Below are 17,092 nucleotides of genomic sequence, written 5' to 3' on the forward strand. Positions count from 1 at the left end.
ATGACGAACCGCAAGAAGTGGATCCTGCGCGGTGTTTCCGCCGCTGTGGTGATCGCCGCGCTGGTGGCAGGCACCCTGTTCCTGTTCCCGGGGCTCGGGAAGAACCGGATCACCGCATACTTCCCGACGACCACCGGCATCTACCCAGGCGACGACGTGCGGGTCCTCGGCGTGACGGTGGGCAAGATCGCCAGCATCGACCCCGAGGGCGAGAACGCCAGGGTGGAGATGGACGTCGATTCGGGCGTGGACATCCCCGAGGACGCCAAGGCGATCATCGTGGCGCCCAGCCTGGTGGCGGCGCGCTTCATCCAGCTGACGCCTGTGTACACCGGTGGCGCGACGATGGGCGACGATGCCGAGATCCCGGTGGAACGCACGGCCGTTCCGGTGGAGTGGGACGAGATCAAGGCGGAGCTCGCCAAGCTCTCCACCGCGCTCGGCCCGGAAGGCGGCGCCGACCAGGGTTCGCTCGGCCGGTTCATCGACACCGCGGCCGACAACCTCGAGGGCAACGGCGACAGCATCAACAAGACCCTGCGCGAGCTCTCGGACACCATGCACACCCTCTCGCAGGGCCGCACCGACTTGTTCTCCACCATCCGGAACCTGCAGGCCTTCGTGTCCGCACTGTCCGCGAGCAACCAGCAGATCGTGCAGTTCAGCGGCCATCTCGCATCGGTGTCCTCGGTGCTGGCCGACAACACCGACGAGCTCGGGGTGGCGCTGAGCGATCTCAATGTGGCGATGGGCGACGTGCAGCGGTTCGTCAGCGACAACCGCGCAGTCCTCACGGAATCTGTGGAACGGCTCGCCGATGCCACCCAGGTGCTGGCGCAGAAGCGGCCGGAGATCGAGCGGGTGCTGCACATCGCGCCGAACGCGCTGGCGAACTTCAACAACATCTACCAGCCCGCGTTGGGTTCGGTGACCGGCGTGATCGCGGCGAGCAACGCGAACAACCCCATCAACATGATCTGCGGGATGATCGAGGGCCTCGACACGAACGACTCCGACAAGAGCGCAGATCTGTGCGCGCAGTACCTGGGGCCGGTGCTGAACTCGGTCAAGATGAACTACCCGGGGATCCTGACCAACCCGGCGACCGGCGTAGCGGCGCACCCGGACCAGCTGACCTTCAGCCCCCCGAGCCTGGAGAACCAGATCCCGGCGCGGGCCGCCAAGTCGACGCTCAAGCCCGTCGCGGGGCCGCTCGACGGCCTGCCGACGATCAAGGTGCCCAAGGATCTCGAGTCCTTGATCAAGCCGGGAGGTGGACGATGACGCGCAACAGCACCCACCGCCGGGTCGCGATCGGATCGATCGCGTTCGGGTTGACGCTCGCCCTCACCGGATGCGAATGGACGGGCCTCAACTCGGTGCCCATGCCCGGCACCGAGGGAACCGGGGACGGCGCCTACTCGGTGAAGATCGAGATGCCGAACGTGACCACCCTGTCGGAGAACTCGCCGGTCCGGGTGAACGACGTCACCGTCGGCACGGTCGACGGCATCGAGGTGCAGAACTGGCATGCGGTGGTCACCGTCTCGCTGAACGAGGACGTCGTGCTGCCTGCGAACGCGACCGCCAAGATCGGTCAGACCAGCCTGCTCGGCTCGCAGCACCTGGAGCTGGCGCCGCCGGTCGGGGTCGCCCCTGAGGGCACCCTCTCCGACGGCGACGTCATCCCGATGGCACGCGCGGGCGCCTACCCGACCACCGAGCAGACGCTGTCCTCGCTCTCCGTCGTGCTCAACGGCGGCGGCCTGGCCCAGATCAACGACATCACAAGGGAACTCAATGCGGGCCTCGTCGGCCGTGAGGACTCGATCCGCGATCTGCTGCCGCAGCTCGACCAGCTGGTAGGCAGCCTGGACCGTCAGCGCGGCGAGATCGTCACGGCGATGGAGGGCCTGGACCGGCTGTCCACCACCGTCAACCAACAGACGGCGACGTTGACCGCCGCCCTGGACGGCATCCCACCCGCGCTCGAGGTCCTCGTCGGCCAGCGGCAGAACCTGACCGACGCGTTGATCGCGCTCGGCAACCTCAGCAGCACGGCCACGCGGGTGATCAACGAGAGCGGCGACGACCTGAAGGCGAACCTGCACGCGCTGGTGCCGCTGCTCACGCAGCTCGCCAGTACGGGCAGCGCGCTCACCGAGTCGCTGTCGATCATGCTCACCTACCCGTTCCCGCTCAAGAACCTGGACCAGGTGATCCGAGGCGACTACGCGAACCTGATGATGACGGTCGATCTGACAAACAACAGGCTGGACAAGAACTTCCTGACCGGTACCGGTCTGGGTGGAACGCTGGGCGGCGTCGAGGGCGCGCTCGGCAAGACCGCGGGAGTGGCAGGGCAGTCGACGAACCCCCTGCAGAGCCCTTCCCCGAAGCCCCCGGCCAAGCCGGCGGCGGCGCCCGCACCCGCCCCGTCGATCCCCGGCCTACCGCAGATCCAGCTCCCCCAGATCCCCGGCCTTCCGCAACTAGGAGCGCCCAAGCCATGATGCTGTCGAAGTTCGTCCGTGTTCAGCTGGCCATCTTCTCGATCCTCACGGTGATCGGGTTGACGGTGATGGCGACGCAGTACGTCCAACTCCCGGCGCTGTTCGGGATCGGTCGGTACGACGTCACTGTCGAGCTGAAGTCGACCGGAGGCCTGTACCCGCACGCCAACGTGGCCTATCGCGGGACCAATGTGGGCACCGTCGACGAGGTGGTGCTCACCGAGTCCGGCGTGGACGCGAAGCTGTCCATCAGCAGCAAGTACGACATTCCAGCCGACGTGGACGCCGAGGTCAAGAGCGTCTCCGCGGTCGGCGAGCAATACGTGGACCTGATCCCGCGCGAGGATTCCGAGCCGTACCTGTCGGACGGAGACGTCATCCCCGAGGACCGGTCCTCGGTGCCGCAGGAGGTCGGTGCGCTGCTCGATCAGGCCAACACCCTGGTCAAGAGCGTCTCGAACACCCAGCTGAAGCTGGTGGTCGACGAGGCCTTCAAGGCGTTCAACGGCACCGGCCCCGAGCTGCAGCAGCTCATCGACTCGGCGCGACTGTTCGTCCAGGAGGCCAACGCGAACTCCGACGCGACCGTGCAGCTGATCGATCAGATCGGCCCGCTGTTGGACACCCAGGTGGTCAGCAGCGACGCGATCCGGTCCTGGACCAAGAACCTGGTGACGTTCTCCGATCAGCTTCGCGCGAGTGACCCGGACCTGCGGGCCGTGATGGAGAAGGGCCCGGGCGCCGCCGCGGAGGCCAACGCGTTGTTCCAGGATCTGAAGCCGACACTGCCGCTGCTGCTGGCCAACCTGGTCAGCGTCGGCGAGGTCGGGGTGATCTACAACAAGAGCATCGAGCAGGTCCTGGTGCTGTACCCGCCTATCACGGCAGCGCTGACGACGATGGCGCTCTCGGGTCCCCGGGACGAGGGTGCGCTGGTGAACTTCGCCATCGAGGTCAACGACCCGCCGCCGTGCACCACCGGCTTCCTCCCGCCCGACCAGTGGCGTCCGGGTAACGAGGTGTCCACGCCGGACACCCCGCCCGGCCTGTTCTGCCGGGTGGCGCAGGACGATCCCAGCACTGTGCGCGGTGCCAGGAACAGCCCCTGCATGGAGTTCCCCGGCAGGCGGGCGCCGACCCCGGAGGAATGCCGCACCGGCTACGTCCCGCTGGGCAACAACCCGCCCAACGGGCCGATCATGCCGGCGAATGTACCCTCGTACACGACAGTTCCCAGCTCCTATCACGAGTCGGTGGAGGCGCCGGTGACGGCGCGGCCGTATGACCCGAAGACGGGCAAGTACACCGGTCCCGATGGCCGGCTGTACACCCAACCGGCATTGGCGTCGGGGGGCTCGTCCGGAAAGGAGTCGACGTGGCAGACGATGATGACCGGTCAGCAGAGCTGACCAACGCGAACAAGCCGGCTCCCCGCAGGCGCGCGAGCCGTAGCGCGGGGCCCCCGGTGGAAGACCGGGCCGAAGCGACGGTCGTGACGACAGTCGCGGCGACGACGGAGACGGCTGAGGTCGCCTCCGAGCAGAGCGCGCCGCAGACCGATGCGGAGAAGGGCACGCCCAAGGCGGCCGAGCCCGAGCCGGCTGCGGATGCCGAGTCGGCAGCGGATGCCGAGCCGGAGGACGCCGAGCCGGCCGCGAAGGCCCCCCGTCGCCGTCCGACGGTCCCCATGGTCGTGGCGGGCGTGCTGGTGCTTGCGCTGATCGCGGCCGGGGTCGTGCTGCTGTTCGACAGGAACGCTGCCAACGATCGCGACGCCAAGCGGAACGCCTACGTGCAGACCGCCCGGCAGACCGTGCTGAACCTGACCACGATCAAGCCGGAAACCGCCAAGGAGGACGTCGACCGCATCCTCGCGGGCGCGAGCGGCGACTTCAAGGCCGAGTTCGACGGCCGCCAGGACCCCTTCGTCAGCGTCGTGAAGGAGGCCTCGGTCACCACCGAAGGCCAGATCATCGAGGCCGGACTCGAGCGCGAGGACGGTAACAAAGCGCAGGTGCTGGTCGCCGCGCGGGCCAACGTGACGACGCCGGATCAGTCCCAGTCGGGACCGCGCGACTTCCGGATGCGCGTGACGGTGACGGACGACGGCGGGACCATGACGGCGTCGAAGGTGGAGTTTGTGCCATGAGCGAGGACAAGTCGACCGAGCAGGTCACCGAGGACAAGTCGACCGAACAGGCCGCCGAGGACAAGTCGACGGAGACGGTCACCGACGCACCGGCCGAGCCGGGTACCGCGGAGGTCACGCGACGCAGTATGCGGCGCACCGTGCTGGCGGCTGTCGCCGCGGCGCTGGTGATCGCCCTGGCCGTGGGTGTCGGGGTGCTGTTCTACCAGCACCTCCAGGACAACAAGACCGAGCAGGCGCGGACCGACGCGGTGGCGGCGGCGGGCGAGCAGGCCGTCGCGATGCTGTCCTACAACTACAACACCGTGGACGCCCAGCTCGCCGAGGCCGCGGACGGCCTCACCGGGTCGTTCAAGGAGGACTACAACACGCTGGTGGGGGAGGTGATCGCGCCCGGTGCGAAGGAGAAGAAGCTCACCGTGCAGGTCACGGTGCAGGGTGGCTCCGTCGTCTCGGCCGACCCCGACGATGCCGTCGTGCTGCTGTTCCTGAACCAGATCACCACCAGCGCCGACGCCCCCGACGCGGCCACCACCGGCAGCCGGGTGCGGATGGAGATGCACAAGGACGGCGACCGCTGGCTCACCGGTCGGCTAACCCCGGTATAAAGGATCTTCCGACTTGGTGGGGGGGTCTGGTGTGACCGATCAGGATCGTGTCGGTCATTGATCGAGGGCTCGCGCCCTTGTGAACTGGGTGTTCCTACACATCCAGCGACAACAAAGGCGCGAGCACGGCAGTGTCCACGCGGTCGAAGGGCTGGGTGACCACGGCTCCACGCGACACCAAGACCGGACCGGACCGCCCGAATCGGTGCCCGAGATCCCGCCGCGTGCTCGGGTGACGATGCGAGCGAAGGCGAGGGAGACCTACGCCGAGACGGGGAAGCGGACTGGGTTGACCGCTGGGACATCGGACTGGTCGACATCACGGGGAATCAGGGCCTGGGGGCGCAGTTCAACGGTCGCACCTCGGGGCCGGTCACCGACTGATTCGGTCAGCGCGACGAGCGATGGAAGGCCGCCATCACGCACGTCGCAATCGACATGTCCGGTGGCCGAGCTTGATTCGACCGCGGCCGTGTCGCTGGCCGATGTGCAGCGGGCGATCGCGTCATTGGCACGTCCGGCCTGTGCCCAAGGACCAGAACCAGAAAACCACTGATCCCGCGCCGCCTATGCCGGCGCGGGATCAGTGGGGAAGCATTGAGGCTAAAGGCCATCTCCCACAGACGGCTTGTCCGCAACAGCGACGATATAGTCAAGCCAAGGGGCCCAAAGCGCGGCTCCTCTTTGGCCGTAAAAGCTCCGAATCAACGGATTAATTCGCCTCATCTCCGGCTGCCTGAGCTTACGGCTGACATATTCCGCATATTGCGGGTAGACGTGATCACGGATGGAGTAGACGCTCACATCTTTGAAGCCGGCTGCTACGAGCGCTTGGCCGTATTCCTCCGCATTGGTGTGATTCTGGCGGCCAGTCGTGAATATGCCGTGCACTATTTTTTCCAGGGGACGGAACCGGCTGGACCTGCTCGAAACATGCTCATTTGCGAGCGGCACGACGTCGGCGGTCACCAGCCGGCCGCCAGGTGCCAAAACTCGGAATGCTTCATCGAAGAATCGTGAACGCGACGGAAAGTGAAGCGCTGATTCGAGCGCGGTCACTTTCGTTGCGGAAGCGTCGGACTGAGGCAGATCACTTGCGGACCCGTGCATATACTCGACGATATCGCTGAGCCCTAGTTCGGCGGCCCGTTTGGTCGCGATCTCGACCTGTTTCACGGAAATATTTACGCCTGTAATTCGTTTCGGGCCGAATTCATCCGCCCAGAGAAAATCTTGATCGCCGAATCCGCAGCCGACGTCAACCACCACATCATCGGACCCAAGGCCCGCTTCGGTCGCTACCAACCGAGCCAATGCCGCGCCCGCTTGATCGAAAGTTTGGGGATTGTCTTTCCAGTAGCCCAGGTTGAAGAATAGCGATTCCTCGCCAAGCCAGTTTGATGCAGTGAAAATATCGTCGTATACCCGGCTGAATCGATCAGGAATCGCGGGCACGAAGGCCAAGGATGCAAACCACCCCCATTCGCGAACCCATCGCAAATTGCGTCGGGTCGAGCTTTCGGAGTCACGAAATTCCATAACTGTCATGGTTTTGCCCCCCTCAGGCGATGGACCCCAGCCGATATGCGGGGCCACTCGCCGGATGCTAGCAGTCTGTGCGCACCGTCGTCGGGTTATGTGCAGTCGCTTTTTGAGCGACAGTTCGGGGAGGGGGCTTCCGGGCTGGGGATGGCGCCACCCGACCTTTTTCAGGAGGCGAGTGATCGCCGAGTTCACGAAGTCTGGTGTCCGCCAGGCACTTCGGTCCGAATGCTTGCATCGGACAGGAACGTGTTCTATTTTGATGAAGTGGTCTCTTACCGGCCCAACGATCCTGCCGGGCACGGGCGAGACGACTTCGGGGGATCGACCGTCCCTGCGCGAGTACACCCGTTCTGACTTTCGGGTTTCAGCTCGCCAGTTCGGCCAGATCTGAGGGGTGGGAAATCAGGTATGGGGAGTCATATGTCGGCGATCGCGGCGTTTCGGAGACGTGATGCCTACGCCCGTCGTTGTGAATGCAGTGTCGACCTTTTGGTGGCGACCGCTCAGTACGAAATGTGGCCGGCTCGTCAGCCGAATCTGAGTTCATCGGCCTACGCCTCGGCAAACACCTAGGAATTAGGGCCTGGATCCGTACGACCACACATCGCAAACCAACTTCACTCGACTCAATAGGGGATTGGTATGACTCGGCTGTATCCAGGGCGCGCTGAGCTTCTCAACGATGAGCCTGAGCGGACGCAACCGATCGATGGACAGGTCATGAGCCAGCCGATTGCGATAGTGGGTACCGGCTGCCGGTTTCCAGGCGGTGTGGAGTCGTCCGAAGACCTGTGGCAGTTGGTAATCGACGGTCGTGATGGTTTGACAGATTTTCCGACAGACCGCGGCTGGGACCTGGAACACCTGTACGACCCAGAGCCGGGTGTGCCAGGCAAGTCCTATGTGCGCGTGGGCGGATTCCTCCATCAATCATCCGAGTTCGACGCCGAGTTCTTCGGGATCAGTCCGCGCGAGGCGTTGGCGATGGACCCTCAGCAGCGAGTACTGCTGGAAACCGCATGGGAGGCGCTGGAATCAGCGGGCATCGACCCATCGGCACTACGCGGAAGCGACACCGGAGTGTTCTGCGGGGTGATGCACAACGACTACGGCGCCGGCGCCGGCGGGCAGGTTCCCGTCGACGTCGAGGGCTATCGATTGACCGGCGGTTCATCCAGTGTGGTGTCGGGTCGGGTGTCGTATGTGCTGGGGTTGGAAGGGCCCGCGGTATCGGTGGACACTTCGGCCTCGTCATCGCTGGTGGCGCTGCATCTGGCAGTCCAGGCGTTGCGGTCGGGGGAGTGTGCGCTGGCGCTGGCCGGTGGTGTGACGGTGATGTCCACACCCGCGACGTTCGTCGAGTTTTCCCGGCAGCGGGGGCTCGCTGTCGATGGTCGGTGTAAGCCGTTCGCCGAAGCCGCCGACGGAACGGCGTGGGGTGAGGGCTCGGGTGTGCTTGTGCTGGAGCGTTTGTCGGATGCCCAACGCAACGGGCATCGGGTCCTGGCGGTGGTGCGGGGTAGCGCGGTCAATCAGGATGGTGCGTCCAATGGGTTGACCGCGCCGAACGGGCGCTCCCAGCAGCGGGTGATTCGGCGGGCGTTGGCCAATGCCGGGGTGTCCGCGGCTGAGGTTGATGTGGTGGAGGCTCACGGCACCGGCACCACGTTGGGTGATCCGATCGAGGCGCAGGCGTTGCTGGCCACCTACGGGCAGGACCGGCCGGAGGATCGGCCGTTGTGGCTGGGTTCGGTCAAATCCAATATCGGGCACACCCAGGCGGCTGCCGGTATGGCCGGGGTGATCAAGATGGTGCACGCGCTCCGTCGAGGAATTCTGCCCAAGACGCTGCACGTGGATACGCCGTCCACAAATGTGGATTGGAATGCCGGGCGGGTGGAACTGCTCACCGAGCAACGCGACTGGCCGATGGTCGATCGGCCGCGTCGTGCTGCGGTGTCGGGGTTCGGTGTCAGTGGTACCAATGCCCACGTCATTCTCGAGCAGGCACCGGAGTCGGTGGCCGAACCGGTGACCGACCCGGTGACCGGTGGGGACGGGTCGGTGCTGTGGGTGGTGTCGGGTCGGACGCAGGAGGCGTTGGCGGGGCAGGCGGATCGGTTGTCGCGTTATCTGCTCGAGCGTCCTGATGTGGACCCGGTGGATGTGGCGGCGACCTTGGCGGGTCGGTCGCGGTTCGAGCAGCGTGCGGTGGTCGTGGGCGGCGACCGAGCGGCGTTGTTGGGGGGCTTGGCGGCGGTGGCCCAAGGGTTGGCTGGTGATGGTGTGGTGTCGGGGACCGCACGGGCACATGGCAAGACGGTGTTGGTGTTTCCGGGTCAGGGTGCGCAGTGGTTGGGGATGGGGCGGGGATTGTCGGCTCAGTTTCCGGTGTTCGCGCAGAAGATGGCCGAGTGCGATCGGGCGTTCGCTCCTTTGGTGGAGTGGTCGTTGCTGGATGTGCTTGCCACCGACGATGCGGGGTGGCTCGAACACGTGGAGATCGTGCAGCCGGTGCTGTTCGCGGTGATGGTGTCGCTGGCGGAGTTGTGGCGTTCGGTCGGCGTCATACCCGATGCGGTGGTGGGTCATTCGCAGGGAGAGATCGCCGCGGCTCATGTCGCGGGCGGCTTGTTGCTCGAGGATGCCGCCCGGATCGTGATCCGGCGGTCGGCGGCGTTGGCGGTGTTGGCGGGTCAGGGCGCGATGGCGTCGGTGTTCGCGTCGCGGGAGCGGGTCGAGGAGCTGCTCGAGGGGTTCGATGGGTTGACGGTGGCGGTGGTCAATGGCCCTGGGTCGACGGTGGTTTCCGGTGCGAGCGGGCCGTTGGAGTCGCTGTTGGGTGAGTGTGAGCGTCGTGGTATTCGTGCCCGGCGGGTGGCGGTGGACTACGCCTCGCATTCGCCCCAGATCGACCAGGTCCGTGATCACCTGATGCAGACACTGACCACAGACCGGACACCACCACTCGAGACCGGATCGTCGCGGGCGGCGTTCTACTCGACTGTCACCGGCACGGTTCTTGATCCGGCCGGGTTGGATGCGGACTATTGGTACCGGAATCTGCGGGACACGGTGTGTTTCGAGCAGGCGGTGCAGGCGTTGCGTGGGGACGGGTACACCGTGTTCGTCGAGGCGAGCCCGCACCCGTTGCTGGGTGTCGACATCGAACAGATCTGTGAGGCTTCGTCTTCCGACGATGGCCGGGACCCGGTGATCGTGGGTTCGTTGCAACGCGACCAGGACACTGTTCTCGCGTTCACCCGCTCGATGGCTCACTTGGATGTGGCGGGTGTGGGCGTGGTGTGGGACGCGGTGTCGGGGGGTCGTGGGCGGCGTGTGGAGTTGCCGGGTTACGCGTTCCAGCGTCGCCGGTATTGGTTGAGTTCGTCGGGGGTCGGCGATGCGGAGTCGTCGGGGTTGTCAGAGGTCGCCCATCCGCAGGTCCGTGGCGTCGGGGGAGTTGTGGGAGGTCTGCGGCAGCGGTTGGCGGGACTGACCGACGCCGAACGAAAAACGTTGGTGCTAGACACTGTTCGCGGTCAAGTCGCCGCCGTGCTGGGCCACGACAGCGGCGCGGCCATCGACGCCGGCCGCAATTTCCGGGATCTGGGCTTCGACTCGCTCACCGCGGTCGAGGCACGCAACCGGCTGAACACCGTCACCGGCTTGGGGTTGCCCGCGTCCCTGGTCTTCGACTATCCGACACCGGACGCGGTGACCGCGCACATCCTCACCCAGCTCACCGACACCGATGTCGCTACGGCATGGGAATCGGTGTCGGTGGTGTCGTCGTCGGAGCCGGTGGCGATCGTGGGCGTGGGGTGTCGGTTTCCGGGTGGGGTGACTTCCGCGGAAGAGTTGTGGCAGTTAGTGGTTGACGGGCGTGATGTGATCTCGGAGTTCCCGACCGACCGCGGATGGGGCGGGGTGTTCGATCCGGCGCCGGGTGTGGCGGGCAAGTCGTACGCGAATGCGGGCGGATTCCTTTATGACGCGGCCGAGTTCGACGCCGGGTTCTTCGGGATCAGTCCGCGTGAGGCGATCGGGATGGACCCCCAGCAGCGGATCCTGCTGGAAACTGTATGGGAGGCAATCGAACACGCCGGTATCCGGCCTGCGACGCTGCGGGGCAGCGATACCGGCGTGTACGTCGGTGTGATCGACCAGTCCTACGGTGCCGGCGCCGGTGATGGTGACGGGGTCGGGGATGGCGGGTTCACCGGTGTGACAGCGAGTGTGGTGTCGGGTCGGGTGTCGTACGTGTTGGGGTTGGAAGGCCCGGCAGTATCGGTGGATACGGCGTGTTCGGCGGGTTTGGTGGCCTTGCATCAGGCGGCGGCGGCGTTGCGGTCGGGAGAGTGCTCGCTGGCGCTGGCGGGTGGTGTGACGGTGATGGCAACGGCGGGAATGTTCGTCGAGTTTTCGCGGCAGCGGGGGTTGGCGCCGGATGGGCGGTGTAAGCCGTTCGCGGAGGCGGCTGACGGGACGGCGTGGGGTGAGGGCTCGGGTGTGCTGGTGCTGGAGCGGTTGTCCGATGCGCAACGCAACGGGCATCAGGTGTTGGCGGTGGTGCGGGGTAGCGCGGTCAATCAGGATGGTGCGTCCAACGGTTTGACCGCGCCGAACGGGCCTTCGCAGCAGCGGGTGATTCGGCGTGCGTTGGCCAATGCCGGAGTGTCTGCGGCCGAGATCGATGTGGTGGAGGCGCACGGCACCGGCACCACGTTGGGTGATCCGATCGAGGCGCAGGCGTTGCTGGCGACTTATGGTCAGCGTGATCGCGATTCGGAACCGGTGTGGTTGGGTTCGGTGAAGTCCAATATCGGGCACACCCAGGCGGCTGCCGGTGTGGCCGGGGTGATCAAGATGGTGCAGGCCCTGCGCCACGGGGTGCTGCCCAAGACTCTGCACGTGGACGCACCGTCCTCGCATGTGGATTGGACTGCGGGACACGCTGAGCTGCTGAGTCGGGCACGGGACTGGCCGGAGGCCGATCGTCCGCGACGGGCCGCGGTATCGGCGTTCGGTATCAGCGGCACCAATGCCCACGTGATCCTCGAACAGGCACCGGTGAGCGAGCCGGCACCGCAACGACGGACACCGATCGATGGGTCGGCGCCGGTGGCGTGGGTGGTGTCGGCGCGGACCCGGGATGGGTTGGCGGAGCAGGCGGCTCGGTTGTCGACCTATCTGGGGCAGCGTCCGGATGTGGATGCGATGGATGTGGCCGCGACGTTGTCCGGACGGTCGCGATTCGATCATCGTGCGGTGATCGTCGCCGGGGATCGGGCGCAGTTGCTGGGCGGGCTCGACGCGGTGGCACGGGGGCTACCCGCCGGCGCCGCCGATGCTGGTGCGGTGGTGTCGGGGGTTGTCGGTAGACACGGTAAGACGGTGTTGGTGTTCCCGGGTCAGGGTGCACAGTGGCTGGGGATGGGGCGGGAGTTGCTGGTTTCCTCGCCGGTGTTCGTGCAGGCCATGACCGAGTGTGATCGGGTGTTCTCCACGTTGGTGGACTGGTCGCTGCTCGAGGTGCTCGACGGCGGCGAAGGTGCGCCCTCGATGGAGCGTGTCGAGGTTGTGCAGCCGGTGTTGTTCGCGGTGATGGTGTCGCTTGCGCAGCTGTGGCGTTCGGTCGGTGTGGAACCCGATGCCGTGGTGGGTCATTCCCAAGGAGAGATCGCCGCAGCCCATGTGGCCGGTGTGTTGTCGCTCGAGGATGCCGCCCGGATCGTGATCCTGCGCTCGGCGGCGTTGACGGCGTTGGCCGGTCAGGGCGCGATGGTGTCGATCGGGCTCTCGGTCGAGCAGGCGGAGCGACTGCTCGAGAGGTTCGACGGGTTGGCGGTGGCTGTGGTCAACGGCCCGGGATCGACAGTGGTGTCCGGTGACATCGGGCAGATGGAGTTGTTCCTGACCGAGTGTGAGCGACTCGATGTTCGCGCCCGTCGGATCGCGGTGGATTACGCCTCGCATTCTCCCCAGGTCGAACAACTCCGCGATCACCTGCTCGACGCACTCACCGAAATCCAGCCGCGTTCAGAAGATTCCACCGGTCCGAGGGGTTCGTCGGGGGTGGTGTTCTATTCCACCGTCACCGGCACGATCCTGGACCCGACCGAATTGGATGCCGGGTACTGGTTTCGCAATCTGCGGGAAACGGTGCGTTTCGAGCAGACCGTGCGCGCATTGCGCCGCGACGGATACGGCGTGTTCGTCGAGGCGAGCCCACACCCGCTGCTGACCGTCGATATCGAACAGATCTGTGAGGCAGCCGATCCCGGCAGCAGCATTCCCCCGAACAGCGATGACCCGGTGATCGTGGGTTCGCTGGTGCGCGGCGAGGACTGCGCGATCGCGTTCACGCGTTCGATGGCCCGGTTGGATGTGTCGGGTGTGGATGTGGTGTGGGATGCGGTGCGTCAGGGCCGTGGTCGTCGAATCGAGTTGCCCACTTACGCGTTTCAGCGTCACCGCTATTGGTTGACCTCGACCGGGACCGGTGACGCGGTGTCGCTGGGGTTGACCGGGGCCGGGCATCCGCTATTGGGAGCGGTGATGGCGTCCGCGGACACGGGTGCGGTGGTGTTGACTGGTCGGTTGTCGTTGGCGTCGCAGCCGTGGCTGGTCGACCACGCGGTCGGTGGGGTGGTGTTGTTCCCCGGTACCGGGTTCGTGGAGTTGGCGATGCGGGCCGGGGAGGAAGTCGGCTGCCCGGTGTTGCGGGACCTGACAGTGACGACCCCGTTGGTGTTGACCGCCGAGACCGGGGTGCAGCTGCAGGTCGTGGTTGATGGGCACGATGGGCAGGAGCAGGGTGTTCGGCGGGTGACGGTGTATTCCTGTGCTGCCGGGGAACCGCAGGCGGGGTGGGTCACTCATGCCGAGGGATTGCTCGCGGGACAGGGTGTCGATTTCGCGAATTCGGTTGCCGCCGGCGCGGTGTCGGAGGGCTTGGCGGTGTGGCCGCCCCGCGGCGCGGCGGCAGTGGCGGTGGACGATCTGTATTCGGTGTTGGCCGATCTCGGATATGACTACGGTCCGACTTTCCAGGGATTGCGGTCGCTGTGGCGTCGTGGTGAGGAGTTGTTCGTCGAGGCTTCATTGCCGGATTCGGTGAGTGATGCGTCGGGGTTCGGGCTGCATCCGGCGCTGTTGGATTCGGTGCTGCATGCCACGGTGATGGCTACCGATGCCGGTGGCGAGGTGATGTTGCCGTTCGCGTGGTCGGAGGTATCGCTGCACGCGGTCGGCGCGTCGGTGGTGCGGGCCCGGATCCGGCCGACCGATTCCGGTACCGGCGCGGTGGCGATCGAGGTTGCCGACATCACCGGGCAGCCGGTGTTGACGGCTGGGTCGTTGACCTTGAGGCCGATGTCGCCGGGACAATTGGGCGCCGCGAGCACGCGTGAGCGGTTGTGCGCGGTGCAGTGGACACCGGCGCCGACTCCGATCCTGAGTTCGGGCTCGGTGCCGGAGTCTCGGGTGTTCACCACGGTCGAGGAATTCTTGGCATGGACGCGCGACGATACTGCGGCGGTGCCGCCGGTGGTGGTGCTGGACCGGCGCGAGATCGGCGGCACCGCTGAGGATGTGCCGCGGCGGGTGCATCGGGCGACCGGTGAGGTTCTGGTCGGGTTGCAGGCCTGGCTGGGTGAGTCGCGGTTCGCCGGGAGCATGCTGGTGGTGTCGACCTGCGGGGCTGTCGCACGCGAGGGTGAGCAGATCGTTGATCTGGCCGGTGCCGCGGTCTGGGGTTTGGTGCGTTCGGCGCAGTCGGAGGACCCGGGCAGGGTCGTGCTGGTCGACACCGATCACCCCGTCGACATACCGGGGGCGACTCTGGCCGAGGTGATGGCCTGTGGTGAACCCCAGGTGATGGTCCGCGGCGAGGTGCTGCACTTGGCCCGACTGACCCGGCTGACCGATTCGCTGGGTCTGGTTGTGCCCAAGTCGGTGTCGTGGCGACTGGAGGCCTGTGACGACACTGTCGACGGGCTCCGGCTGAACCCGTGCGGTGCTGCGGATCAACCATTGGGGCAGGGTCAGGTCCGTGTCGCGGTGCGGGCCGGTGGTCTGAACTTCAGAGACGTTCTCATCTGCCTGGGTACGGTGGCCGCACAGAACACCCTGATGGGCATGGAAGTTGCCGGGGTGGTCGTCGAGGTCGGCTCGGAGGTGGAGGGCTTTGCCCTCGGAGACCGGGTGATGGGGCTGATCACGGATGGTCTGGGCCCTTTGGTGGTGACGGATCAGCGATTGATCGTCCACATGCCCGAGGGGTGGTCGTTCGTCGACGCGGCCACGGTTCCGATTGTCTTCCTCACCGCCTATTACGGGCTCCGGGATTTGGCTCGGGCCCAGCCGGGAGAGACCTTGCTGGTGCACGCGGCTGCCGGCGGGGTGGGTATGGCGGCTACCCAGCTGGCCCGATACTGGGGAATCGAGGTATACGGGACCGCGAGCCAGGGTAAGTGGGACACCTTGGCTTCCATGGGGTTCGATGAGCAGCACATCGGTGATTCCCGGTCTCTGCAGTTCGGGGAACAGTTCATGACGGCCACGGGTGGTCGTGGTGTGGACATCGTCTTGGACTCGCTGGCCGGGGAATTCGTCGATACGTCTTTGCGGCTGTTGCCGCGTGGTGGTCGTTTCTTGGAGATGGGCAAAACCGACATACGCGTTAGCGGAGAGATCGCCGCCCGCTATCCGGGAGTGGACTACCGTGCGTTCGATGTGTGGCATGCCGGGGCGGATCGGATCGCGGAGATGCTGGCCGATCTCAAGGCGATGTTCGACAAGCAACTGATCGTTCCACTGCCCGTCAAGACATATGACATTCGGCGTGCGCGTGATGCGTTCCGATACTTCAGTCAGGCACGTCACATCGGAAAGATCGCCCTGTCCATCCCGGCGGGTTCCGGTGGTGTGGATTCGGGTGTGGTGTCCGCGGTGTCGGCGGGCACGGTGTTGATCACCGGTGGCACCGGTGGGCTGGGGTCGATGCTGGCGCGGCATCTGGTGACCGATTACGGGGTGCGGTCGTTGGTGCTGGCCAGTCGCCGTGGCCCTGCGGCGTCGGGGGCAGCGGACTTGGTCACGGAGTTGACCGGGTTGGGTGCCCGGGTGCGGATCGTGGCGTGCGATGTCTCCGATCGCGGTGAGGTCGTGGAGTTGCTGGCCGCGGTACCCCAGGACGCGCCGTTGACCGGCGTCGTCCATACCGCGGGTGTGCTCGACGACGGAGTGGTGGTGTCGTTGAGCCCGGATCGGGTGGATGCGGTGTTGGCGGCCAAGGCGGATGCGGCGTGGCATCTGCATGAGTTGACCCGTGAGTTGGATCTGGCGTTGTTCGTGTTGTATTCCTCGGTCGCGGGTGTGTTCGGCACCCCGGGGCAGGGCAACTATGCGGCCGCGAACGCGTTCCTCGACGGGTTGGCCGAGTCTCGCCGTGGCGAGGGTCGGACGGCGGTGTCGATCGCGTGGGGTTTGTGGGCCGCGGGCACCGAGATGACCGGGCACCTCGGCGAGGCCGACACCACACGCCTGGGTCGGGGTGGAGTGGTGGCGATGTCGGACGAGCAGGGTTTGGCGTTGTTCGACGCCGCTGTGGCGCAACATCGCGCGGGTGTGGTCGCTGCCCGCGTGGACACAGCCTCGCTGGCTTCCGGTGCGCGCGCGGGCACTCTGGCTCCATTGCTCGAGGGCTTGCTGCCGGGAGTCCGTCGCGTCACCGGAGTTATGACGGGTCTGCGGCAGCACTTGGCGGGACTGACCGAGGCCGAGCGAAAGGCGTTGGTGCTGGAAACTGTTTGCGGTCAGGTCGCCGCCGTGCTGGGCCACGACAGCGGCGCGGCCATCGATGCCGGCCGTAGCTTCCGGGATCTGGGCTTCGACTCGCTGACCGCGGTCGAGGCACGCAACCGGCTGAACACCGTCACCGGCTTGCGGTTGCCCGCGTCCCTGGTCTTCGACTATCCGACACCGGACGCGGTGACCGCGCACATCCTCACCCAGCTCACCGACACCGATGTCTCCGACTCTTTTTCGCGCCTGGAGAAAGAGGTAATGGATATGATCGCCGACAATAGATTGACCAATGAGTTCTACTCGAAGTTGTTGAACTTGACGCGAATCGCCAGTCGGGCGAATGAATCTCGGGATGCATCCCAGTCAGAAGACATCATGGCCATGAGTGATCAAACGTTACTTGATCTGCTAGAGGACGAATTCGGTATCTCGTAACTTCGCGAACACCGTTGATGTTCAGTTGA

6 protein-coding genes and 2 pseudogenes are annotated in these 17,092 nt (G+C 65.8%); 7 read left to right on the forward strand and 1 reads right to left on the reverse strand.

What is annotated here, in order from left to right:
- The 6 genes and pseudogenes from C8K38_RS12750 to C8K38_RS28090 form a co-directional block, all read left to right on the forward strand.
- Positions 1–1,284 carry an MCE family protein gene (locus C8K38_RS12750; protein ID WP_097211841.1) on the forward strand — a complete coding sequence of 428 codons (1,284 nt, stop codon included), beginning with the start codon at positions 1–3 and terminating at the stop codon, positions 1,282–1,284.
- Positions 1,281–2,513: an MCE family protein gene (locus tag C8K38_RS12755; RefSeq protein ID WP_097211842.1), complete on the forward strand. Its 1,233-nt coding sequence runs from the start codon at positions 1,281–1,283 to the stop codon at positions 2,511–2,513. Before C8K38_RS12750 ends, C8K38_RS12755 begins: the two co-directional genes overlap by 4 nt.
- The gene (locus tag C8K38_RS12760; protein ID WP_097211843.1) at positions 2,510–3,922 is read left to right on the forward strand and encodes an MCE family protein; all 1,413 of its coding nucleotides are present in this window, start codon (positions 2,510–2,512) and stop codon (positions 3,920–3,922) included. The genes C8K38_RS12755 and C8K38_RS12760 overlap by 4 nt, the downstream gene beginning before the upstream one ends.
- The gene (locus C8K38_RS27140) at positions 3,889–4,662 is read left to right on the forward strand and encodes a hypothetical protein (RefSeq protein ID WP_179800549.1); all 774 of its coding nucleotides are present in this window, start codon (positions 3,889–3,891) and stop codon (positions 4,660–4,662) included. The genes C8K38_RS12760 and C8K38_RS27140 overlap by 34 nt, the downstream gene beginning before the upstream one ends.
- Before the next feature lie 128 nt (positions 4,663–4,790).
- Positions 4,791–5,270 carry a h domain protein gene (locus C8K38_RS12770; RefSeq protein WP_097211989.1) on the forward strand — a complete coding sequence of 160 codons (480 nt, stop codon included), beginning with the start codon at positions 4,791–4,793 and terminating at the stop codon, positions 5,268–5,270.
- A 134-nt stretch (positions 5,271–5,404) separates the two neighbouring features.
- Positions 5,405–5,714 (forward strand): annotated as a pseudogene (locus C8K38_RS28090) (hypothetical protein); the annotation flags it as partial.
- A 159-nt stretch (positions 5,715–5,873) separates the two neighbouring features.
- Here C8K38_RS28090 and C8K38_RS12775 read toward each other — a convergent pair.
- Positions 5,874–6,866: an SAM-dependent methyltransferase gene (locus C8K38_RS12775; RefSeq protein WP_257017477.1), complete on the reverse strand. Its 993-nt coding sequence runs from the start codon at positions 6,864–6,866 to the stop codon at positions 5,874–5,876.
- 672 nt (positions 6,867–7,538) lie between these two features.
- Between C8K38_RS12775 and C8K38_RS12780 the strand changes: the two are divergent.
- Positions 7,539–17,063: pseudogene (locus tag C8K38_RS12780) on the forward strand (type I polyketide synthase); the annotation flags it as partial.
- Positions 17,064–17,092 lie beyond the last annotated feature (29 nt).

Source organism: Rhodococcus sp. OK611, from assembly GCF_003050885.1.
Lineage (GTDB): Bacteria > Actinomycetota > Actinomycetes > Mycobacteriales > Mycobacteriaceae > Rhodococcus_G > Rhodococcus_G oryzae.